This window comes from Bacillus sp. RC240 (assembly GCF_044907945.1).
In the GTDB taxonomy this organism is placed as follows: domain Bacteria; phylum Bacillota; class Bacilli; order Bacillales; family Bacillaceae_G; genus Bacillus_A; species Bacillus_A mycoides.
In genome coordinates this window covers 1,439,842-1,466,800 of sequence record NZ_JBIYCT010000001.1, presented here as the reverse complement: position 1 = coordinate 1,466,800, position 26,959 = coordinate 1,439,842, and the positions used below count along the sequence as shown (strand labels likewise).

Sequence of the window (26,959 nt, the reverse complement as noted above, 5' to 3'; positions counted from 1 at the left end):
GAGGTTTTAGTTGAATGCATACTATATGATGTGTAAAATCTAAGCAAGTAGGTTAGAATACTGCTTGCAAATGGCAGTATAAATAATAATTTGAGGTGAATGCATGCTAGATTTTAAGCAATTAGAGATTTGTTTGAAAGAAAAGAGATTCCTAGATGGATTACATGAGATAAATAATGAAATTGCGCATATAAAAGAAACGAATAAGTTATCATACGTGAAGAATTGGCTTTCTAACGTCTCGTCACCCAAGGAGTTTGATACATTAATTCGTCTTGCTGATGAAGGTTTGATGCATCAATATAGCTCCTTTTTAATTCGTTATACTTATAAAAAATTCTCAAATATGAGAACGCTCTCTTTATATTGTGATGAATTAATTGATGAACGTAAAATTCTTGATGCTGAACAATTATTAAAAGATTCTTTGGAAAAGGTAAATGAAGAAGAAACTGATGCGGATGTTTTAACGAAAGCATATTTTACGTTAGTTAGATGTTTGTTAGATATGAAGCGAAATGAAGAGGCCTATGCCTATATGCAAAAGGCGGAAAAGTATAGTACACGTGCAGTTTTTGATAAATGGGGTTACTTATTTATACAGACTGGTGAGTGGGAGAAGGCAGAGGAACAACTTTTATCCGGTCAGCAGCATAAAGATTGTGAAGAGTTAGCTACGTACTTATTGGCGCAATTATATGCATATAAAGGTGAACAGCAGCGAGCGTTACAACTCATTAATGATGCGATTGCAAAGTTCCCTCAAGTACCATATTTCTATTTTGAAAAAGTAAAATATTTATTAGATTTAGAGCGCTATGAAGAAATGTTAGCGGTAATAGATAAAATCAATCATATGCTTCCGCATCATGCATATACAACTTATTTTATACATTTACGTGCAGAAGCATTTTATAAAATGAATAATATTCACGATTTGCAAGCACTATTGAAAAGTGAAAAGAGTTTAAAAAATTCTCTATATCATCATATAGAAAAAAATCCTGATGGAAAAAAGGTTCGTTTACCGATAGTTCCGGTTGTACAAAAGGATAACTATTGCGTTCCGACAAGTTTGGAAATGATGTTAGGGGTATGGGGAGAAAAACGTACGCAAGATGAAATTGCACAACATATTTTTGATGTAACAGGTTCTAAGTTTTCAGATACAGTTACATATATAGAAGAGCAAGGTTACGAATATCGTTATTTTCAAGGGAATGAGGAAAATTATAAGAGATTACTCAATCAAGGTATTCCCGTTTTATTAAGTATAGATATTGAGCACGCTTCCCATGTACAAGTGCTTTCTGGTTATGACGATGTACTGCAAGCTTTTTATATTCAAGATCCGAATTTCTTGGAACCGATTCTTGTGGAATATGATAAGTTGCAAGAAAAATATCGTTATACAGATTGTTTAGCTATTACGTTTATACCAAAAGATAGAATGGAACAACTTTCATTTTTAAATGAGAAAGAACACACTTATTATAAAACAATCTTTTCTCTTACAGATCATTTAGGTGAGCAAGATAAAGAGGGAATTGAAAAGTTAGTACTATTTTTAAAAGAAACAAGTGAAAACCCAAACACTTGGTTATATACGATTAAACATTTAGATGCTGAAGTAGATAAAGATTTTATTCAGTTTTGTATAGAAAAATTAATGAAAAAGTTTCCGAGCTCTGACTTTGTGAAATTGCATAGTGCACAGTGTTTTATTCGTCTGCAGGATATGGAAAAAGCAGGACAGATGCTTCAAAGTGTGGAGAAGAAAAGCAATCAAGCGTTGTATCATTTTATAAATGGACGTTATTCTTTTGAGCAAGATAATTATGCAGAATCGATTGCTAGTTTTCGTTCATCATTACAATTGGATGCAGATCAACCAGTTGCGTGGAGTTTCTTAGCATTATCATACATGTATATGGATCAATCCGAAAAGGGGCTAGAGTATTCTCTAACAGCTATAGAACGTAGTCCAGAAAGGTTTACGCTTGTAAATCACGGTTTAATTTTAATAGATTTAGAACGATATGAAGAAGCATATGGATTCTTTAATGATTTATTAAAAGAATATAAATATGAAGCGCACATATGGTATGAACGTGCAAGATGTGCTCAGTATTTAGGGAAAGTGTATTTGGCGGTAAAAGGACTTAAAGTGGCGATTCAATTAGATAAAACAGCAGCCTATTTATATACGAAGCTTTCGGAAATCTATGAATCGGATTTGGATGATGAGAAAAATACGAAGGAAATTCTATTACAAGGAATTCAAAATTGTGAAGATCAGGCGTCTTTATATGTTCGTTTAGGAGATTTTCATTTTCAAAATGATGAACTTGAAGAAGCGGAAACTATATATAAGCGTTCTTTAGAAGAAAATAATGAAGATGTATATTCTCATTTCGGTTTAATTCAAGTTTATATGGCAAAGGAACAATATAAGGATGCAAAAAACTATATTGTCAGTATTAATAAGCAATTTGAAGACAATCAAGATTTCCTTATGAATGCTGGTATGGTGTTATGGGATGCTGAAATGGCATTAGGTGAGGATGAAAAAGAGTTAAAACTTGCACTTTCTAAATTAGAGAACGGTATACGAAGCGTATACGCTAATATAGCGAGCGTGTTGGATGAGTATGTAAATCGAATAAAAGACACAGCTTTTGTGCAACGAGGCATAGCATTTTTAAGAACGTTAGAAAAAGAAAAAGAGGATGTAATTGAATACGGTTGTTACGCAGGTGTTTTATATGAATCTATTGGACAGTATGATCAGGCGATAAAACGGTATAATGATGCACTTAAGAAAAAACAAGATTCATTGCCGTATTTCCGTATCGGTGAAACATTCATGGCGTTAGGGCAATTTCAAGAAGCAAAGCATGCGTATGAAACATGTTTAGAAAGGGATAAGAACTTCTTAGGTGTACATTTGCAGCTTGCTGAAATATACGAAAAAGAAGAGAATCGTTCCAAAGAACAAAAGCATATGGTCCAGGCGATGAAAGAAGAACCAATGCATATAAATATGGAATATTTAGCGCAGCTTTCAGTAGAAATGAATCTTCAGGAAGAATTGCTAGTTGAACTAGAAAAATTGGAGGAAGAAGTTCCTGAAACATGGCGTTTAGATGCGATTGCATACGTGTTTGGCGCGATGAATGACATAGATAAAGAAAAAGAATATATCGAATGCGCAATGAAAATAGATGAAGCGCATGTGGAAGTACTATATCATTATGCGAAATTGCTAGTTAAAAAGCAGAGTGCAGAAGCAATCGAAGTTGCGCTGAAAGTAATGCATAAAGATTTGGAAAGTGAACGTATTTTTGGTGTGTACGTAAAAGCAATGGAACAACATAAAAAATTATCCCAGATACGAGACGTACTTCATACGCTAAAGGTGAAAAAAGCAGAAAGAAGTACAGCGTTTATGTATGCAGCTACTGCGGTTGCCGAAAGATTAGTAGAAAGACAGCAAAATGAGCAACCGAAAAAATCTATATTTACAAGAGCATTTTATCGCATGAAAAATCGTGCGAAGGAAATTTCAATGATTACAGTTGTTATCGATTTATTTGAAATCTCCTTAAAGTTAAATTCGAAAAATAGTATGGCAGCGCAGCGTTTCGCAATATTTTATGAGAATGCGGCGATGAATAAAGAAGCTATAGAGGTTTTACAAACATCGTTAGAAAATAAGTGGGATTATGATGTAGCGAAGCAACTTGTAAATCTTTTCATTGAGTGTGAAGAAGAAGATATGTTACGAGATGCTTTTGAATTAACGAAACAAATGGTTCGCGAGCTACCGGATGATTATGATACACTTCTTCTACAAGCGAATGTATTATGTAAGCTAGGCGAAGAAAGAAAAGCCGAAAAAATTCACTTGCAATTAATTGAGAAAACGCCATTTGTAAGTAGAGGATTCCTTGCTTTAGCAGAAATATATCAAAGTCAAGAGAGAATTGAGGACTCGATTCAGTTATTAGAAGACGCTTCTGTACATCATCCAAATGAAACAGCAATTCTTCTTGCTTTAGCATCTTCGTATCATAGAGCTGGGCAAACGACAAAGGCAGAAAAAATAACAAGTGAAATATTAGCAATTGATGCTACTGACTTGCTAGCAAGATACGATCATGCTTGTTATTTAACATCATTAAACAGAAATGAAGAGGCAAGAGATGAACTTGAAATTGTGCTTCGTGAAGATGAAACAGGATTTTTCGCTGAACTTGCAGAGGAAGATGAAGATTTAGCAGGATTGCGAGAATTTGAAAAGTAATTGTATAAGAATAGAGAAAAAGGGTATAAATAAAAATATATTCCGAATTAGTTGACAATTAATTGTTTAATGGCATAAAATAACTTTTAATAAAGTATACAAATCTGAAGACGAGAAAGAGTAAAATAGTGAGCTGTTCTCCAGAGAGCCGGTGTATTGCTGAAAGTCGGTGTGCAGACGTTATTTGAAAATCATCTCCGAGGAGCCGTGGCTGAATAAAGTAAGCTCGGACGGATGTCTACCGTTACAAAGAACGCGTATGTTAGTACGTTGCTAAGTGCTATTAGTGAAAAGCTAATAGAATTAGGGTGGTAACGCGGGTAAACCCGTCCCTACTTCATAGGGACGGGTTTTTTGTGTGCTTTTTAAAACATTCAAAGGAGTGATTGTACATGAAAAAAGTAGATGTAAAAGAGTCAGCTGTAGAGAGAGAAAAACGTATTCGTAAGCAGTGGAATGAACAAAGTATTTTCGAGCAATCAATTCAGAATAGAGAAGGCGCACAATCGTTTGTGTTTTATGAAGGACCACCAACGGCGAACGGTTTACCACACGTCGGCCATGCACTTGGTCGGGCAATTAAAGATTTAGTAGCAAGATATAAAACGATGGCTGGATATAAAGTGTTAAGAAAAGCCGGATGGGATACACATGGATTACCTGTAGAATTAGGTGTTGAAAAGCAACTTGGTATTTCAGGTAAACATGAAATCGAAGAGTACGGCATTGAACCATTTATTCAAAAGTGTAAAGAGAGTGTATTCACATATGAGAAGCAGTGGCGTGAATTTACGGAGAGTATTGGATATTGGGTAGATATGGATGATCCGTATGTTACTCTAGAGAATCCATATATCGAAAGTGTATGGAATATTTTAGGGACGATTCATGAAAAAGGCTTGTTATATAAAGGGCATAGAGTTTCACCGTACTGCCCAAGCTGTCAAACATCTCTTAGTTCACATGAAGTTGCACAAGGATATAAAACAGTGAAAGATTTAAGCGCGACAGTTAAGTTTAAAGTGAAAAATAGTGAAAATGAATATTTCCTTGGATGGACGACAACGCCGTGGACACTTCCAGCGAATGTTGCACTTGCTGTACATCCAAATATGGAATACGTTAAAGCGAAACAAGAAGGGTATGTATACATTGTTGCGAAAGAGCGTGTACAAGAAGTACTAAAAGAAAACTATGAAGTATTATCCGTTCATAAAGGCGAAGAATTAGTAAACACATCTTATACAGCACCGTTTCCGATGAAGGAAGTTACAAATGGGTACCACGTAATTGCAGCAGATTTTGTAACTGCAGATAGTGGTACAGGACTCGTTCATATCGCTCCAGCATATGGGGAGGACGATTATAGAGTCGTTCAAAGTGAAGGATTGTCGTTCTTACATGTTGTAGATGAGAAAGGTGAGTATACGGATGCAGTACCATTTCTTAAAGGTAAGTTTGTAAAAGAATGTGACGTTGATATCGTTCGTTATTTAGCTAAAGAAGGTTTGCTATATCATAAAGAAAAATATGAACATAGCTATCCGCATTGCTGGCGCTGTGATTCACCATTACTTTATTATGCAGGAGAAAGCTGGTTAATCCGAACAACTGAGATTAAAGAAATATTTTTACGAAATAATGATTCTGTTAAGTGGTATCCAGACCATATGAAGCATGGACGGTTTGGTAAGTTTTTAGAAAACATGGTGGACTGGAATATTAGCCGGAATAGATATTGGGGAACACCGTTAAACGTATGGGAATGTGAAAGCTGCGATCATCAATTCGCACCGAAAAGCATTGCCGAATTAAGAAAGCATAGTACGAAAGAAACACCTGAAGATTTAGAATTGCATAAGCCGTATGTAGATGAAGTGCAAGTTTGCTGCGAAAAATGCGGAAGTACAATGAATCGTACACCAGAAGTAATCGATGTTTGGTTTGATAGTGGTTCCATGCCGTTTGCACAATATCATTATCCATTTGAAAATAAAGAGTTATTTGAAGAACAGTTTCCAGCAGATGTAATTGCAGAGGGAATTGATCAAACACGCGGCTGGTTTTATAGTTTATTAGCAGTATCCGCACTATATACAGGAAAAGTACCTTATAAACGAGTGTTATCACTAGGGCATGTTCTAGACGAGGAAGGACAGAAAATGTCTAAAAGTAAAGGAAATGCACTAGATCCAGTTGATTTAGTAAATCAGTTTGGTGCAGATGCTTTAAGATGGGCTCTACTTGTTGACAGTGCTCCGTGGAATGCAAAGCGTTTTTCTGAAAGAACAGTACTGGAAGCAAAATCTAAATTTGTAGATACGTTAGTCAATGTATATAGCTTCTACGTTTTATATGCAAATTTAGATGAGTATAATCCGAAAGAAAAGTATGAAGTTAAACGTACGAAATTAGATGAATGGGTATTATCAAGATTGCATAGCACAACGAAAAAAGTGAGAACAGCACTTGATGATTATCAATTTACGAATGCAGCTCGTGAAATCGCGGCGCTTGTAGATGAAGTGAGTAACTGGTACGTAAGACGATCACGTAATCGTTTCTGGGAATCTGGTATGAATCCTGAAAAAGCAGCTGCGTATGAAACGCTTCATGAAGTGCTTGTAACAATTAGTAAATTAATCGCACCATTTACACCGTTTGTAGCTGAGGATATTCATCTGAATTTAGAAGGAAGCAGCGTTCATTTAGCAGATTATCCGGTTGTAAACGAATCACTTATCCAGCCTGAGTTAGAAGCAGAAATGGATGCTGTTTTACAAGTTGTTGAACTTGGAAGAAGTAATCGTAATCAACATTCATTAAAAGTAAAACAGCCGTTAGCAGAACTTGTATTACTAGCGCATAATGAAAATGATATGGATTGGGAATCTTATCGTGATATCATCATGGATGAGCTAAATGTAAAAGCGTTCCATGTTGAACTCGATGAAACGAAATACACGTCCTATCAATTAAAGCTGAATTTTAAAACGGCTGGGCCGAAGTTTGGTAAAAGTGTGAATGCAGTAAATGGTTGGCTAAAACAATTATCAAAAGAAGAAGTACAACACTTTGCATCTACAGAAAGAGCAGTTTACGAAGTAGCACCAGGAGAAGAAGTAGTTGTAACAGCTGAAGATGTATTAGTAGAAAAAGTTGCGAAATCAGGATTTTCAAATACGACTAACGGTCAATATACGGTAATGTTAGATACGAATGTAACGGAAGAATTGTTACAAGAAGGAGTAGCACGTGAATTTATTCGTGCAGTTCAAGAATATCGTAAGCAGTTGAATTTACCAGTTAATTTACGAGTGGATGTAATTCTTGATACAGAAGAAGAACTACAGCAAACGTTAACGAATCATAAAGATTTATTAGAAGAAAACTTACTCGTCAAGCAATTTACATTTGGTCACTTAACGAATGAGGACGATGAACTTTCTTTAGGTGAGACAAAGATCCGAATTAAATTAAACGCGGCTAATTAAAGAAAAAAGGAAGTTGGAATCATTCCAACTTCCTTTTTTGTATGAAGATAAATTAATCAGTTATTTTCCGCATAATCCATTCGATAGGTCCTCTAGAAAAGTTCCTTCGCCATAATACGCTAAATAAAATACTGAAAATGAAAAATGCAGTAGCAAATAATAAAACGAAAAGTAGTGTTTGATGTTTCATACGATTTAATACAATCAATGCGCCAATACCGATAAATACATGACTTACATAATGCGTTAATGTTAATTGTCCTGTTTGTATAATGGAAGTAACAAACCAATTATTTTCATATTTTTCAGCAATGTAGAGGCAAATTATTAATATAGCAATAGCAGATCCTGTAGCGGATGCGACGTATAATATATTGGGTAAAATGGGTCCTGTGTTAAACAAAAATGTAGAGGCTGCTTCACCAATGTATGGGATAAAAAGGTGTGTTAACCCTTTTGATAATAGCTCTACAATTACGGTTACTGTTAAACCCAGTAAGAACAACCAATGTCTAATTTTCCTATTATGAAGATCTAACCTGCCAATTATCATACCGATTAAGAAGAAAGAAAACCATGGGAAAATAGGGTGATAGCCATTAAAAAATAAGTTGCGAAGAAAACCTGTTAAGGTCCAAAAGTCTATATAGTTTATAAATGGGATTGTGCCTCCCCATCCTTCGAAGGCGTTGAAAGTAAGTTGGAGATATTGTGCAGCAAGTAAAATAATGATAGAAAGCCATATTAGTATAGTTCTTCGTACAGTAATTAGTAATGCAGCGATGAAAAGGTAAACGCCGTAGTAGTGTAAAATATCACCCGTCCATTCCATTACATACAATAATAATCCTAAAATAAATAAGAATAGTGATCGTTTCCAAATCAATATTCGGCTGGTATTGATTTTTATTTTCTCTTGGCTAGCAACAGATGATTTAGTCATTAAAGTTATGCCAATCCCAGCAAGTATAACAAACAAGGCAGAAGCTCTACCTTCAAAAAGTGTCATAAAGATTTTTAACAGAGGAGGTCCATTTCCTTCCGCCCCTGTTATCACCATGAAATTAACTAGTAACATTCCAAACATTGCCCACGCTCTAGCAAAATCTAAGCCGATAATGCGCTTTTTTGTATTCACTTCAATCCCTGCTTTCAAAAATGCTATTTACAGCTTCAATCCATATTTGTTTATAATCCATATCTAAATGTAACATCATAAAATTCCCAATATTATCAAGAACTAATGCTAACATATGAGCTTTTGAAACTAGATTTTTATTTTGAATGAGTTGAAGTTCATTTGCTTTTGTTAGGAGTGATTCAAATCCGTTTAAATATTCTGTTTGTACAGTTAGTAATCGATCTTTGTACATATCGTTTCTTGAAGATAGTAATACATATTCTTGTAATACACGATTAAAATAAGGATCTTTCTGTTGTTCGTCTATCATTTTAAAGCCAATTTCAACACATTTCTCAATGAAATTCTCTTTCGTAAATTCTTCTGTATGAAAGAATGAGGAGAACTGCATCGCTGCACATAATTCATTAAAAATACTTTCAATTAATGCATCTTTAGATTTAAAGTAATAATAAATAGATGGCTTGGCAATACCAACTTCTTCAGCAATCATTGTATAGGTCGTTTTGGCAATGCCGTGTCCGGCAAATAGTCGATAACTTGCTTCGACTATGGAAGAGAGTGTTTCTTCACTTTTGCTCATGATAAGTCCTCCTAATAAAAAAGGTTACATAAATCGTATCATTCATTAATATTATTTTCAACCTACCGTTAGGTAAAAAATAACTTATTTTTTTACACATTACTTTAAAAAGCATAAGGTAAAGAAATTTACAAAAGAAATATATTTCTACAGTATTTTTCTCGTTTCACACATAAATATTGAGAAAATTTCACTTACCCAAAATGTAAAGGTAATAGAATTGTTTGTATAGAATTACTCGTAGATTCACTTTATTTCGTTACTTGTGGACAGGAATAGCCTTATAGGAATGGGGTAAAGTTTTCAATTTATTAGGGGGAGTGGTTCTATGTTAAACAAAAAAATGGTGGCAATGGCAATGACTGTGCCATTAGTAATGGGGACAATTTCTACTGTTTCAGCACTGGAAAAACAACAGCAAGTAAAGTTAGAAGCTTATTCACCACAGAAAAAAGCAATTGAATATTTAAAGGGACATGCTACGGAATATGGATTGAAGGCAGACCTTTCAGACTTGCAATATATTTCTACAACAGAAACGTCAGTAGCTTCATATGTTAGATTCCAACAAGTGGTCAATGGTGCGCCTGTATTTTCAAAACAAATTACAGTTACTCTTAACGGAGAGGGAAAAGGATTACTTGCGATTTCAGATTATCAGCCTGTTACAGGTGTGAAGGAAGTTACGAAAAAAATTAGTGAAAAAGATGCAGAACAAAAATCGATGGCGTATGTTGGAGGAGAAAGTGAGCAAAACTTATGGGCTCCTACGGAAAAAGAATTCGGATATATTGTTGAAGAGGGAGTCGCTATTCCTGTATATAAAGTGGTAGTCCATTCTAATAATCCATTCGGTGCATGGGAAACATTCATTGATGCGGAAAATGGAAAGTTAATTAAAAAAGTTGATATAAACCGAAAAGCAGAAGGAACAGGAAAAGTATTTTTACCTAACCCTGTCGTATCTAGTGGAAGTTTAGCAGGGTTAAAAGATAATAATGATGCAGATTCAACAGCATTAACGAATCAATTGAAAACTGTTACGTTAAAAGGTTTAGATGGTACAGGATTTTTAATTGGTGAGTATGTTACGATTTCTTCAAAAGCGAAGACGAAATCTACAAACTTACAATTTAACTATACACGTGCAAATGATAGTTTTGAAGATGTTATGTCATATTATCATATTGATACATTACAGCGTTACATTCAAGGATTAGGTTTTCAAAATATTAATAAACGTTCGATTAAAGTGAATGTAAATGGTACAACTGACGATAATTCATTCTATTCTCCATCAACGAAAGCTTTAACTTTCGGTACTGGCGGAGTAGATGATGCAGAAGATGCTGGCATTATTGCGCATGAATATGGTCATTCTATTCAAGATAATCAAGTGCCAGGATTCGGAAGTTCACCAGAAGGTGGAGCGATGGGAGAAGGATTTGGAGACTTCTTAGGTGCTACTTATGAAGATGCAGTATCGACAACAGGATACGGGAAAGCATGTATTGGAGAATGGGATGCGACTGCTTATTCTAGTTCAGATCCGACGTGCTTACGCCGATTAGATACGAATAAAGTATACCCGAAAGATATAACGAATGAAGTGCATAATGATGGGGAAATTTGGGCTCAAGGTCAATACGAAATGGCGCAATCTTTTGGACGTGATGTAGCAACAAAAATTATTTTACAATCACATTGGTCATTAACGCCAAATGCGAAATTCCGTGATGGAGCGAAAGCGATTAAGCAAGCAGATGCTCTTTTATACGGCGGGCAACATGCTGCTGAAATCGATCGTATTTGGGCAGCGAGAGGAATTAGTACGAATTAATTAAAAACGTCGTGGCATTTATAAGCCACGACGTTTTTAATTTGCTTAAGAACTGGTACTAGAAAATTTATTGGTAGCGGTAATAATGTACATATACCGATAAGTTCACTTTACTGCTTCTTTAAAAACAAAATGCTCTTTAAATTTTCTAGATTCAACTTTTTGACCGTTTCTCATAGAGCGGAAAGGATGTTCTTGCCACGTAATGATCACGTCAACCTCATCCGATTTTGTAGAAACTGGAAAATTAGCGTGTTCAAATCCAGTTTTTCCGCCCGCTAGACGACTTTCTTTTAGGGAAAAGAGTTCATATTTTGTTTTCGTATTTGGTTCATTCCGAAAAACTTCAACTTGTACATTATACACTTCACTTTTTCCAAGATTTTTTACAGAGAAATGATATGTTTGAAATACACCTTTTTTGGGTTGTAACAATTTTTCACTCGTTCTTTTTACTTCATCAATATTTACTTGCCATTGATCAGAATTTTGAGAGATTGGTAAAGATTTTGGTGAATAGGCATATGCTTCATTAACTACAACTAAGCATAATAGTAGGAGAAAGAAACTAATTGTTTTTTTCATATGTACACCTCCGATAAAACTTTAATAATAATATGCGTGGGAAACTTGTGTTTTATGTAATAAAATAGAAAAAGTTCGATTGAAAGAATTTGATAAGGATAAAATATTTCTAAGCTGTCAAATGATAATTGTATAGAGTTCAATGTTCATGTTACATATCTTTAGAAGGGGTCTGTTTAGTGAGAAATCGCAATATTTTTCTAAAAGGGCTTGCGTTTTATATAATAAAGAGATAGAATACTCTGTAAATATAAAAAGTGATGATTAGGAAAAGTACATGATGCAAGGGTCTACAGAGAGCAATCGATTGCTGGGAAGATTGCGATACCGCATGATGGAAAGACACCTGTGAGTGTTGCTTTGAACGTGATAATTAGTAAAAGCAAACGGTACCTACCGTTATCAGGGCTAAGATGGTCATTATGACAATTTGGGTGGTACCGCGGAAAAATCCGTCCCTATTTATAGGGGCGGATTTTTGTATTCTTTGAAAGGAGGTGAGTGACCGTGGATGATGACGATGACAACAATAATGTAAATAAAAATAAAACTATTGGAGGGAAATGTAATGGATCAAATAATGAAGCGTTCACTCACACGAGAATGTACGGAACATGGCGGGAAGGTTGTATTACTACAAGGATGGGTAAAAAAGATTCGTCATCTAGGGAATGTTAGTTTTTTATTATTAAGGGACCGAACGGGAGTTATTCAATGTGTATTAGAAAACGAGTTAGCCGGATACAAAGTTGATGTTGAAAGTGTGGTCCAAATAATTGGAGAAATAGTAGAGACACCGAAAACAGAATTAGGTGTTGAAGTACTTGCACATGAAGTGGAAGTACTAAATGGAGCAGAATCACTCCCATTTGAAATAAATAAAAAAAAGTTACAAGTTGGCCTAGATCAATTATTGAATGAGCGAGTATTATCGTTAAGGCATGAGCGAATCGTGGCGATATTTAAAGTGAAATCTATACTCGTTCAGAGCTTTAGTGAATTCCTAATAGAGAACGATTTCACACGTATATTTACTCCGAAAATTGTCTCGCAAGGGGCAGAAGGAGGAGCGAATGTTTTTAAGCTTCCATATTTCCAAAAAGAAGCGTATTTAGCTCAATCACCACAGTTTTATAAACAAATGATGGTAACGGGAGGACTCGAACGTGTTTTTGAAATTGCTCCTGTGTACCGGGCTGAACATCATAACTCTTCAAGACATTTAAATGAATATATATCGTTAGATGTAGAACTTGGATTTATTCATGATTTTCATGAAGTAATGCAATTAGAAACAGATATTTTACGATACATGTTTCAACAAGTAGGAGAAAAATGTGAAAAAGAACTACAACTATTACAAATAACAGTACCTGTCATTACAGAAATTCCTAAAATCACATTGGCAGAAGCGCAAGAAATTTTGAAAATGAAGTATCGGAAAGAATCTCCTGAAGGGGATTTAGATACAGAAGGTGAAAAGTTACTAGGGAAATATGTGAAGGAAACATATAAAAGTGAATTTGTCTTTATTACACATTATCCGAAAGAATCGCGACCGATGTATACAATACCGAATAAGGAGAATGAAGCCGTAACGGATTCATTTGACCTATTATATAAAGGATTAGAAATAACGTCAGGTGCACAGCGTATTCACAATCATGAAATGTTACTCGCATCTTTTAAAGAAAAAGGATTACATCCAGAGAAATTTCAATCGTATGTAGATACATTCCGCTACGGATGTCCACCGCATGGTGGCTTTGGAATTGGATTAGAACGAGTTGTGTATAAGCTTTTAGAATTATCAAATGTTAGAGAAGCGAGTGCTTTTCCGAGAGATTGTACACGTCTTATACCATAAAAAAGCATCTTCGCGATTATCGCGAAGATGCTTTTTTACTGTTCTTTCATTTTTACATTGAAAGTTTATAAAAATCATTTTCGACAAAAAATTAACATAGCCCTTGACAGTTATAAATATAACCGATATACTTCATATTAATTTCAAAAGAAAATATATTCTAAATATTAAAATGCATTGAATAGGAGTAGTAAGGTCATGTATTTGTACAGAGAGCTATGGGTTGGTGCGACATAGTCAAATGACATCCTGAACTCGCCTAGGAGCAGTAAGGTGGAACGGAATCACATTCTTAGTAAATCTTAACGGTTAACCTTCGATATTAGGTTTGTAATCAAACGATTACTACTAAGGTGGATTCATAATGGAATCAATAAGGGTGGTACCGCGTTAAGTAAATGGCTTAGCGTCTCTTTATATAGAGACGCTAAGCCATTTTTTTATTTTATAGAAAAAGAAATGGAGGTTTTATTCAGATTGATCAATAATATTTATTTATTAATATAAATTGATTTTAACAGGAGGAAAATAGGATGAAACAGACGGAGCAATGGACTTCGAAATTAGGTTTTATAATGGCAGCAGCAGGATCAGCAATTGGACTTGGCGCAATATGGAAGTTTCCTTATATCGCTGGAAAGAGCGGGGGAGGGGCATTCTTTTTAATCTTTATATTATTTACTGTATTAATTGGACTACCGCTACTTATAGCTGAATTTATGATTGGACGCAGTACACAGAAACAAGCAGTTGGAGCATTTAAAAGTATCGCACCAAATACAGGATGGCACTGGATTGGCCGTCTTGGCGTTGGAACTTGTTTTATATTGCTATCATTTTATAGTGTTGTAGGTGGCTGGGTTTTAATATATTTTTTCAGGGGAGTAACAGGACAGCTTATTACTCCGGGACAAAATTATAGTGCATTATTCACAGAGACAATTGGAAATCCGACTTGGGCCATTATCGGTCATTTTGCATTTATGTTCATTACGATATGGGTTGTATCAAAAGGTGTACAAAATGGAATTGAAAAAGCAAGTAAATATATGCTACCAGCATTGTTCGTTTTATTTGTCGCTCTTATTATTCGTTCATTAACACTGGATAATGCGATGCAAGGCGTGAAGTTTTTTTTACAACCAGATTTCTCGAAGATTACTTCAGAAAGTATTTTATTCGCAATGGGCCAATCATTCTTTGCGATTAGTATAGGGATTTCGATTATGGTTACGTATAGCTCGTATTTAAATAAAAAAGAAAGTTTACCAAAATCAGCAATAACAATTGTTGGATTGAATTTATTCGTCTCTTTATTTGCAGGTCTTGCCATTTTTCCAGCAGTATTTTCGTTAGGCATGGAGCCGACAGAAGGGCCAGGCTTACTATTTATCGTATTGCCATCTGTATTTAGCCAAATTCCATTCGGAGGATTGTTCTTAACTGTATTTCTTGCGCTATTTACATTTGCCACATTAACCTCGGCATTTTCTCTACTAGAGACGGTTGTTTCAGCATTAGCAAATGGTGAACAAGAAAGAAGAGCTAAACTTTCATGGATCATCGGTTTCTGCATTTTCCTAGTAGGTATACCATCGGCCTTATCATTTGGAGTATGGAGTGATATTACGATTTTTGGGAAGAATATTTTTGATGCAGTAGACTTCTTATCTAGTAATATATTAATGCCGCTTGGAGCGCTATTCATTAGTATTTTCGTATCATTCAAGATGGAAAAGAAAGTGCTAGAAGCTGAATTTTTTGTAGGTGGAAATTATGGAAAGATAGTATTTACTATCTGGGCATTTTTACTTCGATTTGTAGCACCACTTGCGATAGTTATCGTATTTTTAAATGTAATAGGGATTATTTAAGTTTAAATGTTATAATATTCAGTAAAAAAGAAGGTGATGATAATAAAAACAAATTTGATTGAAGTTGGGAAATATATGAACATTAGAGGGAAAAAGCTATACGTTGAAACACATGGAAGTCCTAAAAATAAACCAGTATTATTTTTACACGGTGGCCCAGGTGAAAGCTGTTATGATTTTTCATTTCATCAAGCGGAACGATTAAAAGATTCCTTATATGTAATTATGATAGATCAAAGAGGAGTTTGTCGATCAGAAGGAATTACTGAGGAAGAATCTTTTGGATTAAATGATTTAGTTGAAGACTGTGAGGAAATAAGAAAACTACTACAAATTGAGAAATGGTCTGTAATCGGGCACTCTTTCGGTGGATATGTAGCATTGTTATATGCAAGGGCGTATCCAAATTCAATAGAGAAAATAATATTTGAAGGTCCGACTTTCGATTTTGCATTAACAAGTAGGGCTCTATTACAAAGGACAGGAACATTATTAACAAAGTATGGAAAAGAAGAAGTAGCAGAAGAGTGCCTCGCTTATTCATCTAGCAATACTAGTTCAGAGGAGTTGCTAGAAACCTACATAAGATTAAGCGATGAATTAGAAGAAAAAAGAATGGAGATTTATGAAAATAAGGAGTTTAAAACTGACTATAGTTTATATAGTGATGAAGAGTGGGAAGAATTTTCAAAGCGTTCCGAAATCCATTTTGATAGATTAAAAGCAGAAAGAGCATTTCATACGTCATTATTATCAAAAATAAAAGATGTAGAAAATCCAATGTTATTAATTGTAGGAAAATATGATGTAGTAACGTGTGAAAAACAAATTGAAACATTTAATAAAGATGCTCGAAATGGGAAGCATATCATATTCGAAGAGAGTGGCCATACACCACATTATGAGGAAGCTGATCGATTTGCTGAAACAGTCATTCATTTTTTGAACTAAAAAAGAAAGAGCGCTTCGTATAATGCGAAGCGCTCTATTTTAAATTTCTGGATAAGTGATTGTAATATTAGGCCATTTACTTTGCCATTTCTTTTGATTAACTCTTTTGTTGTACATATGTATTCGTTCTTTCGTTTCAAGAAAATGAAGTGTAGGTTTCACTTGTAATGAAAGTACATCTTCAATTCCACATGGAGCTGTTAATATGACATTGTTTTGCTCGTCAAGCGTAACTCCTAAAGCGGTTGCTGTTTCAGGAAATTTAGAAATAGCATCAACAGAAGAAGAGTATGGTGGCATTCCATTCACTACATGCATGCGAGTTTGATTTTTTACTGACCAAGGGATAGAGGCATCCATATTCGCCAGCTTCTGTTTTAATGATTGTTCGTACGCCTCATCTTTATGTAATGGATCATAATAAATGACATCGACATCTGGCGTAGCCGTTCTTACTTCGTAGTTATGTAAAGTATCCCAAATTTTAGAACGGACAAACCCAGCGCAAATCCACCAATCAGGTAGCTCTAGTGATTTTGCCAATTTTAATACATTCATCATCCATTCGTCGTTTTCTATTAAGTGAATTAAATCTTGCTCTGTTTTTATATTCATTGATAAATACACCTTCCTAGTAGATTAATGCATCAGCTCAATAATCCATAAAATCCAGTGAGCACCTGGTACAAATAAAAGTTGTGCTAATAAGGTGCCGAGAAGTCTAGAAATCATTAGCCAACCATACATTTTACTCATAGATTCAGCGCCATTTTCTGATTGTAAAGCACGTTCTGTCAAAAGTGCTATACGTGGATCGAGTAACACTGTTAATAAAATTGTAGCAAAACCATTCACAAGGCCAGAAGCTGTACTTGCATTTGTTGCGTAATCTGGATTTAGAAAAGAAGCATAAAGGGCAGAAAGAACACCTGCTGTATAAATTGCAGTAGCAAACATGTTAATAAGCATAATACGCTTTGGGATACCACCGATACGCAATCTATGAATCATTTCAAATCTTGGAAAGCGCACATATTTTTTTGTGTACTTTAATTTTTGAATGTTATTTGTTTTCATCATTCGAATGAAAGAACCATCTGTTTCAAAGTTTTGAATGACATATCCAAATAGTTTTGTCAAAGTTGGATAAAGAATAATCGCAAGTAATGTACCGATGGAAGCTGATAATAGTACAAGTCGTATAGTATACTCTAAATTAATAGAAACATCTCGTTTTGCGTCATCGACAATCCCGCCAATTAAAAAGGCTTGTAGTAAATTTGACGTTCTTGAAATAAGTAATACCATTCCTACGACAGATAAGGCAACGACAATCTTTTTTAAACGAACACCAGCTAATCGAATACTATAAGAACTAGTTTCGACTGCGTGGATGACAATTGTGAAAGCCATTATAAAAATTAATGTAATTGACATTTGTTTCACCAGTTTCTATTGAATTAATTGTAACTTTTTTACTTTATCATATCTATCCGTATTTTGTAACTGAAACTATGTAACATAGAAAAAGTAATTTTTCGAAAAATAAATAATGATAGTATAGTAGAGGTAGAGTAGTAAAAAACCTTCAGTATTACATGTAAAGTAGGATGAGTGGGGGATTAAATATGTATACAACATTTTTATTTGATTTAGATGGAACAGTAACGGATCCTAAAAAGGGGATTGTAAATTCAGTTTTGTACGCGTTAGAAAAGGTTGGAATTGAAGAATTACATGTAAGTGAGTTAGATTCATTTATTGGTCCTCCTATTCAGCAATCATTCGTAGAGAGATATAATATGAATGAAGGAGAAGTTGAACGAGCTGTTTTTTATTTCAGGGAGTATTTAAAGCAACGTGGGTTGTTGGAGAATAGTGTATACGAGGGTATTCCAAATCTCCTAAAACAATTAAAAGATACCGGAAATCGTTTATTTATAGCTACTTCAAAGCCTACTATTTTTGCTAGACAAGTAATAGAGCATTTTCAACTAACGAATTATTTTGAAGATATCATTGGAAGTAATTTAAATGGAACGAGAATAAAAAAAGAAGAAATAATTGCTCATATTTTACAACAAAATGAAGGACTTAATAAAGAGGAAGTTGTCATGATTGGAGATAGAAAGCACGATATAATAGGTGCAAATCATAATGGAATTGCTTCAATTGGTGTTTTATATGGCTATGGTAGTGAAAATGAGTTGATTGAAGTTAGTGCGACTCATATAGCGAAGGATATAGAAGAACTACACCATTTTTGTATAGAAAATGGTTTAATAAAAAAATAAAAATAGAGACTAACAATCCCTTTATAACGTATGACGATGAAATCGTTTTTGTTTAAAGGGATTTTTCATATGTAATCGAATATGTATAATTAGACATTTTAGTATGAAAAATTTGTATGAATTAGAGGAGGGATGTCAGAAATGAAAGATTAGTAGAAGTTTATCAATAAAAGATTGAATTTTCAGTTTAAAGGAGGGGTATAATTGGAGCTAGTTATTATATTATTAGCACTTAGCTTACTTATGTTTGTAGCGTATAGAGGGTTTTCTGTTATTTTATTTGCACCGATTTTTGCATTATTTGCGGTATTTTTGACAGAACCTAGTTTTGTATTACCTTTCTTTTCTAATATTTTTATGGAGAAAATGGTAGGGTTTATTAAACTATATTTCCCGGTGTTTTTACTTGGAGCAATTTTTGGGAAAGTAGTAGAAATGTCAGGAATTGCTGATTCTATTGCAAAGACGATTGTAGAGTTGGTTGGAGAAAAACGTACGATTTTAGCGATTGTTTTAATGGGTGCTATTTTAACGTATAGTGGTGTTAGTGTATATGTAGTGGTATTTGCTATATTTCCGTTTGCAGCTAAGCTTTTTCGACAAGCTAATATTCCAAAGCGCTTAATACCTGGAACGATTGTCCTTGGAGCAGTAACGTTTACAATGGATGCGCTTCCTGGATCACCACAAATTCAAAATGTAATACCTACAACATTTTTTAAAACGGACATTTATGCTGCACCGATACTTGGTATTGTAGGGGCAATTTTTGTTCTCACGTTAGGTTTATTATATTTAGAGAGTAGGCGTAAGAAGGCAAAAGCAGCAGGTGAAGGGTATTTTGGTTTTAACAATGGGAATACTGAAATGGCAGCATCTTTGGAATTAGAGCAGAAAGAAATACCGCTGTTAAATAGTTTAGAAATTACGAGGGCACAACAACTTATTGCTTTTATACCACTTATTTTAGTAGGTGTAATGAATAAAGTGTTTACTATTATGATACCGAAGTGGTATCCGAACGGTTTTGACTTTTCAGCAATTGGTATGAAAGCATTTGGAAAAGTAGAATTGAGTGCGGTAGTTGGAATATGGTCTGTAGAATTGGCACTTATAATAGGAATTTTAACAACTCTTTTATTATATTGGAAACGGGTAGTAACAGGATTTCAAGCTGGATTGAATACAAGTATTGGTGGTGCGCTACTTGCAACAATGAATACAGGAGCAGAATTTGGTTTTGGTGGTGTCATTGCAGCACTTCCAGGCTTTGCAATTATGAGAGACGGCATTTCTGCAACGTTCACAAATCCTTTAGTGAATGGAGCGGTAACGACGAATATTTTAGCCGGTATTACAGGTTCTGCATCAGGAGGAATGGGGATTGTTTTAAGTGCGATGGGGGATAAATTTATTGCAGCAGCCAATCAATTTGATATTCCATTAGAAGTTATGCACCGTATCGTATCAATGGCATCAGGAGGAATGGATACATTACCACATAACGGGGCTATTATTACTATTCTTACAGTAACAGGTTTAACACATAAACAGTCATATAAAGATATATTTGCTATTACAGTTTTGAAAACGCTTGCTGTGTTTTTAGTTATCGCATTCTATACTATTACAGGAATTTATTAATAATAGATACTATATGAATTGTAAAGATTTATTTAGTTGATATTTTATAAACTAAAACATTAATAAGGGGAAGAAGGGGTGGAGTACTTGCAAGAAGTTGCTGAGTTTCGTATGCCGAAGTCGGTACTATATGGAAGAAATTCGATTGAAAAGCTGGGGGAACAATCAAAGAAGTTTGGGAAAAGAGCTTTTATAGTTACTGATACAATTATGGAGAAATTAGGGTATGTTGAAAGGTGCATAAAACAGCTAAATAAGAAAGGTATTACTGTTATTACATATAACAAAGTGAATGCTGAGCCTACAAATTTACACGTATTAGAAGCGTTAACGATTTGTAAAGAAGGAAAGTGTGATTTTATTATCGGTATTGGTGGTGGAAGTTGTATTGATGCTGCGAAAGCAGTAGCGGTGTTACATACTAATGGTGGAGCAATTGAATATTACGTCCAAAAAGATGTTGAAATAGAAAATGATCCACTACCACTCATTGCAATTCCAACAACTTCAGGTACTGGGTCAGAAGTAACAAGTGTAGCAGTAATTACGAATAAAAAAACAGATGTAAAAATGATGATGAAGCATCCGAGTTTTACCCCACAAGTAGCGATTATTGACCCGATATTAACAAGTTCGGTACCACCTCATATTACGGCAGCGACAGGTATAGATGCATTATGCCATGCAATTGAAGCATATATTTCTAAATTTTCACAACCACTTACAGATGTACTTGCTCTTTCGGCTATTGAAAGTATTATGAAATATTTACGTATTGCATATGAAGATGGAGATAATATGGAAGCAAGGGAAGCAATGATGATCGCTTCATTACAAGCTGGAATTGCATTCTCAAATGCATCAGTTACGTTAGTTCATGGTATGTCAAGGCCAGTAGGTGCACTATTTCATGTACCGCATGGTATATCGAACGCCATACTATTACCTACAGTTTTAGAGTTCACAAAAACAAGTGCAGTGAAAAGGTTAGCCGAGATTGGACGCAATTTAAACAAAAATCTCTACTCATATTCTGAGGAAGAAGTAGCGAATTACACGCTTGCTGAAATAAAGAAACTTTGTTTCGATCTTCGTATTCCAAATTTAAAAGAATACGGAATTGGTGAAGTTGAATTTGAAAAAGCTATTTCTAAAATGGCATCAGATGCAATTGAAAGTGGGAGTCCAGCAAATAATCCACGTGTGCCATCATATGATGAAATTAAACAGTTGTATCGAGAATGTTTTCATTATCAATATAAAGATTCTATAAAAACATTAGAGAAATAATTTCAGAATATTCTTATAAAATTTCCTTGGAAATAGTTAAAACAAGACTTTATATTATAAATGTAAAGTCTTGTTTTATTATGTATAATATACATAATAAAACGTTATAATTAATTTTAAAAAACAGTATAAGGTGGGTGTTGGTTTAATGAAAACAATAGGTTTAATTGGTGGTATGAGTTGGGAATCAACTTCTGAATACTATCGAATCATAAATGAAGAAATAAAAGAGAGATTAGGAGGGTTACATTCAGCAAAATGTATGATTAATAGTGTGGACTTTGAAGAGATTGAACGATTCCAGTCTAACGGAGATTGGAATGGAGCAGGAGAAGTATTAGGGAATGCGGCGTATTCGTTACAGAGGGGAGGAGCAGATTTTATAATTATTTGCACAAATACAATGCATAAAGTAGTTGAGAAAATAAAGGAGAATATTAATATTCCAGTGTTACATATTGCTGATGCAACTGCGAAAGAAATTAAAAGGAAAGATATTCAAACGGTTGGTTTGCTTGGAACTAAATATACAATGGAGCAAGATTTTTATAAGTTACGCATAGAAGAGAATCATATAAAAGTAATGGTTCCATCAAAAAAGGATAGAGATAAGATAAACGAAGTAATATATACAGAATTGTGTTTAGGAAAGATAACACCTCAATCTAGAGAGTATTATAAAAGAGTTATAGAAGAGCTAGTACAAGAAGGGGCACAAGGAATCATATTAGGTTGTACAGAAATAGGATTATTAATAAAGCAGGAAGACGTATCAATACCGATATTTGACACAACTCATATACATGCAGTTGAAGCAGTTAATTTCGCTTTACAAAATAGATTATAATTATATTATGTAACCTAGTCCGTGTGTGTGGAAAACATTCAGAAAATACTTTATAATGTAAGTGGTTACATTTAAGGGGGATGCGTATGTTTTCAGTTCAACCAATCGCATTTGTACATAATGAAAGAAAGGAAATAAAAGATGACGAATGGGGAGAAGTAAGATCCTGTATTACTTTAACTGAATTGTATACAGAGGAAAGTATACAAGGGATTGAAGATTTTTCTCATATTGAAGTTGTTTTTTATTTTCATAAAGTAACGGATGAACAAATTCAATATTTTGCTAGACATCCTAGAAATAATAATGATTATCCTAAAGTAGGTATTTTTGCACAGCGCGGGAAAAATCGCCCGAATCGCATAGGTGTAACAATTGTAAAAGTGATAAAAAGAGAAGGTAAATCAATTATTGTTGAGGGGTTAGATGCTATTGATGGTACCCCTATATTGGACATAAAGCCAATAATGAAAGAGTTTATGCCGAAAGAAGAAATACAACAGCCTAAATGGGTAACGGATATAATGAGAAAGTATTGGAAGGGGAATGGAGTAAAATGAGAATATATGAGGCAACAATTGCAGATTTAGATGGACTAGCATCAGTTTTTAATAACTATCGTATGTTTTACCGACAAGATTCCGATTTAGAAAGTGCAAAAGTATTTTTAAGAAATCGTATCGAGAGAAAGGAATCCGTTATTTTCGTAGCAGTTGAAGACGGTGAATATATTGGATTCACGCAATTATATCCATCATTTTCTTCCATTTCAATGAAAGAATTATGGATTTTAAATGATCTGTTTGTACAAGCGGCGAAGCGCGGATCTGGAACAGGTAAAAAATTATTAGAAGCTGCTAAAAAATTCGCATTAGAAAATGGCGCAAAAGGTGTAAAATTACAAACAGAGATTGATAATTTATCAGCACAGCGATTATATGCTGAAAATGGTTATTTGAGAGATAATCGTTATTTCCATTATGAATTAACATTTTAAAAAATGTAAGATTAAAAGAGACGTTTTCAAAATGAAAACGTCTCTTTTAAATTGTATTATAGTTGATTTAAAACCCAGTTTGTTGCATCTTCAAAGTTTTCTGCAATGTAGTTTGGCTCAATATGTGCCCACTTGTCTCGGTACGTATGTAAAGCATCGTATCCAGCGCCTGTTCGTACTAATATCGTTGTTGCATTCACTTTTTCTCCTGCCACAATATCAGTCCAACGATCACCAACTATAGCACATTCTGTTAAATCTAGCTCATGTTTTTCCGCTGCTTTAAGAAGCATGCCTGTACTTGGTTTACGGCATTCACAACCATCCCCGTGTTTATGAGGACAAACGTAAATATCATCAAAACCGAAACCTTCTAATTCTTGTACAAAATCAGCTACAGTCGCTATTCCATCCGCGATACCTGGTTGATTTGTGAAAGAGAAAATTTTTATATTTTGAGCTTTTAGTTTTTGCAGAGCTGCTTTTGTAAAGGGGAATAATGTAAAAGATCCAGGATAATGTATTGTAGTGTCGCCGCCAATTGTACCGTCACGATCAATGAAAATTGCTTTAATGTTTGTCATAGTTATAGTCCCTTCAATTAAAAAGTAGTTTAAAAATGTTTTACAAATCGATATCCATTTACTTCATAACCTAATTTTTTGTAAAAAAGATGTGCTTCCACTCTTTTTGTTCCGCTAACTAGCCATGTTCCAATGCAATTATGCTTCTTTGCTAACTGTTCTGCATAATTCATTAACACTTGTCCAATGCCTTTCCGCCGTATTGTGGAATCGACGCTAATAATTGAAATTTCTCCATAACGAGTTACATCTTCTAAATTTTCGCGTATACGAAACCCAAGTAATCCAAATATAGTTTCTTCTTCCTCATAAACATATAAAAAATCAAAAGGACTCATGTGTACGAATTGCAATCGGTTGTTCATATCTTCATAGGAAATAGAGGAACCTTTTAATTCTTTTGTTAAAGAACAAAGTGTATCTATATCATCTATCATCGCTTCACGAATTTGAAAAGGCATAGTATTCACTCCAATAAAATGTAATCAAACATTTAATATTCTGTTAAAAAATGTTTTTTCCTGCTATGAAAATAAATATTTTATAATGATATATAGATAGTGTTATTATTTTCCTTGATTGTATTGGGAATGGAAAGAAGGGGAATGTATGTTGAAGGTGAATATCCGCTCAGCTGGATATGAAATAGGTGAAAAAACAATTCATGATATTGCTTTTTCAATTGAAAAAGGTGAATTAGTTGCTCTTATTGGCGCAAATGGTGCCGGGAAAAGTACTACGATTAAAACGATGCTAGGCTTACTTGTAAATATGAATGGTGAAATATCATTTGGTGAAAAGAAAAATCCGTATGCATATGTGCCAGAACATCCAACATATTATGAGTATTTGACGCTCTGGGAACATATTGAATTATTAATGGCTGCTCGTGAGAATGAAGTAGGAAGCTGGGAAAGGGAAGCTGAAGAATTATTACATATGTTTCGAATGGATAAGCATAAGCATGAGTATTTATCAAAGTTTTCAAAAGGGATGAAACAAAAATCGATGCTTATATTGGCGTTTTTAACTAAGCCAGATTTTTATATAATTGACGAACCTTTTATCGGATTAGATCCAGTAGCTACGAAAGAGTTTTTAAGTTATTTATATAAAGAAAAAGAGCGCGGGGCAGGAATTTTACTTTGTACGCACGTATTGGATACTGCTGAAAGAATTTGCGAAAGATTTTTGCTCATTTCACAAGGTACATTAGTTGCAGATGGACATTTAGAGTCTATTCAAACGTTAGCAGAAATGCCAGGGAGTTCATTATTAGACTGTTTTGATGTAATCGTAAGGCGTGAACAGCATGATTAAAAAACAATTTTATAAAAGATTACGCCATGAACTCCAGCGGAAATGGAAGTCCATACGTTCGGTAACAGATTGGACAGTTGCGTTATATATAATTATTCCAGCACTTATATTTATGGGAATCTATTATCGATCACTATGGACGGAAACATTATCGATGGAAGAGACTGTGTATTTCGGATTAGGTTTACTCGCATTTTATCTTGTAACATATTCGAGAGGTGTACGCTCGTTTTTTGAACAAGCAGATAGCTTATTTTTAATTTCGTATCCAACTCATATGCGAAAATTAATTCAGTACGGCATGATATATACATTTATTCGAATAGCGATAACGAATGTAATGGTAGTAGTTGTTATGTTACCAGTGTTAATGAAAAGTATCGGAGCGACAAAGATACAAATCGTATTATTTTGGACATTCTTTACTGTATTTCGATTTATGTTGTCGTTGTTGACGAGATTTATTCATATACGTGTGGGGAAACGATGGCTACTATGGATTATAAAAAATGTAATATTTTCTATAAGTCTATCCTTTTTTGGATTGAGTCTGTTTCTTATTTATAAAAATCCATTTTATTCTATACTATGTATCGGTCTAGCAGTTTTTCTAATTATCGTATTGATAAAAGAAAAACTAAATTATAAAAATTGCTTTTTTAAAGAAGTTGAGAAAGAGAAAGAAGAAAGTATGCGCTGGACGAGTGGGATTATGCAAGTTGGTGGTCATGCGGCTAAACCGAGTAGTTCGAGTAAAAAACCGTGGATGTTCCCACATTCTAAAAGACTTTTAGGGAAAAAAGCTGATTCGCGTATCGTTGAATCTTTTTTGAAAGAATTTTTCCGTACAAGTAGTGCACGAATATTTTATATTCAAATTGTATGTATAAGCACGGTAAGTATTATGATGAGTCCGAGGTGGATTGCAGCTATTATCCTCGTATTTACGTTAGTTGCAATTTCTCGTTATGCACGCGATTATTGGAATGAATTTACGAAAAAAATGTTTCTACATTTATATTGTGATGAAGGCAAATTACTATTGTTAAGATGGAAGGCAGATCGCTATTTATTACTTCCAGTAATATTTTTGTATGGAATAGTTATACTTTCTCATTTTTATTTATTACCAGCTGTAATTGCCGGGATTATTTTTATAGTATGGATTGGTTGGATTCTATTTTTACCATAGAAAAAGAGCCGGAAATGGCTCTTTTTCTAGTCTGTAACACACTGGTAAATAAAATATACTAAAAGGAGTATGCTTGCGGCTGAGTACACGACATCTAAAGTCATCTGATTGTCCCCCTCATTGTTGTTGTATTTATAGTGTATGAAATCT

At 34.2% G+C, this 26,959-nt stretch carries 21 protein-coding genes and 3 other annotated features; of the genes, 14 read left to right on the top strand and 7 right to left on the bottom strand.

Going from position 1 to position 26,959, the window contains the following annotated elements; genetic code table 11:
- Positions 1–103 precede the first annotated feature (103 nt).
- Positions 104–4,306: a tetratricopeptide repeat protein gene (locus ABH955_RS07475; protein WP_404455042.1), complete on the top strand. Its 4,203-nt coding sequence runs from the start codon at positions 104–106 to the stop codon at positions 4,304–4,306.
- Positions 4,307–4,404: 98 nt separating this feature from the next.
- Positions 4,405–4,643 (top strand) — a binding site (T-box leader).
- A 55-nt stretch (positions 4,644–4,698) separates the two neighbouring features.
- Positions 4,699–7,800 carry an isoleucine--tRNA ligase gene (gene ileS, locus ABH955_RS07470; protein ID WP_404455045.1) on the top strand — a complete coding sequence of 1,034 codons (3,102 nt, stop codon included), beginning with the start codon at positions 4,699–4,701 and terminating at the stop codon, positions 7,798–7,800.
- A 52-nt stretch (positions 7,801–7,852) separates the two neighbouring features.
- Here ileS and ABH955_RS07465 read toward each other — a convergent pair whose 3' ends face one another.
- Both ABH955_RS07465 and ABH955_RS07460 read right to left on the bottom strand, forming a co-directional pair.
- A complete protein-coding gene (locus ABH955_RS07465; protein WP_404455048.1) occupies positions 7,853–8,938 on the bottom strand; it encodes a DUF418 domain-containing protein in 1,086 nt (361 codons plus the stop codon).
- A gap of 1 nt (position 8,939) precedes the next feature.
- A complete protein-coding gene (locus ABH955_RS07460) occupies positions 8,940–9,524 on the bottom strand; it encodes a TetR/AcrR family transcriptional regulator (protein WP_002136053.1) in 585 nt (194 codons plus the stop codon).
- 328 nt (positions 9,525–9,852) lie between these two features.
- On the opposite strand from ABH955_RS07460, the gene ABH955_RS07455 reads away from it, so the two are divergent.
- A complete protein-coding gene (locus ABH955_RS07455; protein ID WP_113937761.1) occupies positions 9,853–11,364 on the top strand; it encodes a M36 family metallopeptidase in 1,512 nt (503 codons plus the stop codon).
- Positions 11,365–11,469: 105 nt separating this feature from the next.
- On the opposite strand, the gene ABH955_RS07450 is transcribed toward ABH955_RS07455, so the two are convergent.
- Positions 11,470–11,949 carry a hypothetical protein gene (locus ABH955_RS07450; protein ID WP_404491016.1) on the bottom strand — a complete coding sequence of 160 codons (480 nt, stop codon included), beginning with the start codon at positions 11,947–11,949 and terminating at the stop codon, positions 11,470–11,472.
- A gap of 251 nt (positions 11,950–12,200) precedes the next feature.
- Positions 12,201–12,412, top strand: a binding site (T-box leader).
- A 105-nt stretch (positions 12,413–12,517) separates the two neighbouring features.
- On the opposite strand from ABH955_RS07450, the gene aspS reads away from it, so the two are divergent.
- From aspS to ABH955_RS07435, 3 genes are all read left to right on the top strand, one after another.
- Positions 12,518–13,816, top strand: a complete 1,299-nt coding sequence (gene aspS / locus ABH955_RS07445; RefSeq protein WP_404455051.1) for an aspartate--tRNA(Asn) ligase — start codon at positions 12,518–12,520, stop codon at positions 13,814–13,816.
- Between the two features lie 168 nt (positions 13,817–13,984).
- Positions 13,985–14,233 (top strand) — a binding site (T-box leader).
- Positions 14,234–14,349: 116 nt separating this feature from the next.
- Positions 14,350–15,690: a sodium-dependent transporter gene (locus ABH955_RS07440; RefSeq protein ID WP_404443033.1), complete on the top strand. Its 1,341-nt coding sequence runs from the start codon at positions 14,350–14,352 to the stop codon at positions 15,688–15,690.
- A 36-nt stretch (positions 15,691–15,726) separates the two neighbouring features.
- On the top strand, positions 15,727–16,641 hold the full coding sequence (locus ABH955_RS07435) for an alpha/beta fold hydrolase (protein WP_243514758.1): 915 nt from the start codon (positions 15,727–15,729) through the stop codon (positions 16,639–16,641).
- A 39-nt stretch (positions 16,642–16,680) separates the two neighbouring features.
- On the opposite strand, the gene ABH955_RS07430 is transcribed toward ABH955_RS07435, so the two are convergent.
- Positions 16,681–17,256, bottom strand: a complete 576-nt coding sequence (locus ABH955_RS07430) for a nucleotidyltransferase family protein (RefSeq protein WP_404455054.1) — start codon at positions 17,254–17,256, stop codon at positions 16,681–16,683.
- A 24-nt stretch (positions 17,257–17,280) separates the two neighbouring features.
- Positions 17,281–18,078, bottom strand: coding sequence for a lipid II flippase family protein (locus tag ABH955_RS07425; RefSeq protein WP_002127183.1), 798 nt, complete (start codon positions 18,076–18,078; stop codon positions 17,281–17,283).
- A gap of 191 nt (positions 18,079–18,269) precedes the next feature.
- Here ABH955_RS07425 and ABH955_RS07420 point away from each other — a divergent pair, with 191 nt between their 5' ends.
- The 6 genes from ABH955_RS07420 (at position 18,270) to ABH955_RS07395 (ending at position 23,713) form a co-directional block, all read left to right on the top strand.
- Entirely contained in the window at positions 18,270–18,935 is a 666-nt protein-coding gene (locus ABH955_RS07420) for an HAD family hydrolase (protein WP_002136064.1), read from the top strand.
- 204 nt (positions 18,936–19,139) lie between these two features.
- Positions 19,140–20,579, top strand: a complete 1,440-nt coding sequence (locus tag ABH955_RS07415; protein ID WP_002127185.1) for a GntP family permease — start codon at positions 19,140–19,142, stop codon at positions 20,577–20,579.
- A gap of 87 nt (positions 20,580–20,666) precedes the next feature.
- The gene (locus ABH955_RS07410) at positions 20,667–21,869 is read left to right on the top strand and encodes an iron-containing alcohol dehydrogenase (RefSeq protein WP_404443332.1); all 1,203 of its coding nucleotides are present in this window, start codon (positions 20,667–20,669) and stop codon (positions 21,867–21,869) included.
- 148 nt (positions 21,870–22,017) lie between these two features.
- Positions 22,018–22,716: an aspartate/glutamate racemase family protein gene (locus tag ABH955_RS07405; protein ID WP_404455057.1), complete on the top strand. Its 699-nt coding sequence runs from the start codon at positions 22,018–22,020 to the stop codon at positions 22,714–22,716.
- A gap of 86 nt (positions 22,717–22,802) precedes the next feature.
- Entirely contained in the window at positions 22,803–23,276 is a 474-nt protein-coding gene (locus tag ABH955_RS07400; protein ID WP_033733927.1) for an SAM-dependent methyltransferase, read from the top strand.
- Positions 23,273–23,713 (top strand): GNAT family N-acetyltransferase, encoded by a 441-nt coding sequence (locus tag ABH955_RS07395; protein ID WP_033713296.1) that lies wholly within the window; start codon positions 23,273–23,275, stop codon positions 23,711–23,713. The genes ABH955_RS07400 and ABH955_RS07395 overlap by 4 nt, the downstream gene beginning before the upstream one ends.
- A 56-nt stretch (positions 23,714–23,769) precedes the next feature.
- Here ABH955_RS07395 and ABH955_RS07390 read toward each other — a convergent pair whose 3' ends face one another.
- The gene (locus tag ABH955_RS07390; protein WP_002185960.1) at positions 23,770–24,297 is read right to left on the bottom strand and encodes an HAD-IIIA family hydrolase; all 528 of its coding nucleotides are present in this window, start codon (positions 24,295–24,297) and stop codon (positions 23,770–23,772) included.
- Positions 24,298–24,326: 29 nt separating this feature from the next.
- Positions 24,327–24,758, bottom strand: coding sequence for a GNAT family N-acetyltransferase (locus ABH955_RS07385; RefSeq protein ID WP_404443020.1), 432 nt, complete (start codon positions 24,756–24,758; stop codon positions 24,327–24,329).
- A 148-nt stretch (positions 24,759–24,906) separates the two neighbouring features.
- On the opposite strand from ABH955_RS07385, the gene ABH955_RS07380 reads away from it, so the two are divergent.
- Positions 24,907–25,617 carry an ABC transporter ATP-binding protein gene (locus ABH955_RS07380; protein ID WP_002168480.1) on the top strand — a complete coding sequence of 237 codons (711 nt, stop codon included), beginning with the start codon at positions 24,907–24,909 and terminating at the stop codon, positions 25,615–25,617.
- Positions 25,610–26,809, top strand: coding sequence for an ABC transporter permease (locus ABH955_RS07375; protein ID WP_404455061.1), 1,200 nt, complete (start codon positions 25,610–25,612; stop codon positions 26,807–26,809). Before ABH955_RS07380 ends, ABH955_RS07375 begins: the two co-directional genes overlap by 8 nt.
- Positions 26,810–26,959 lie beyond the last annotated feature (150 nt).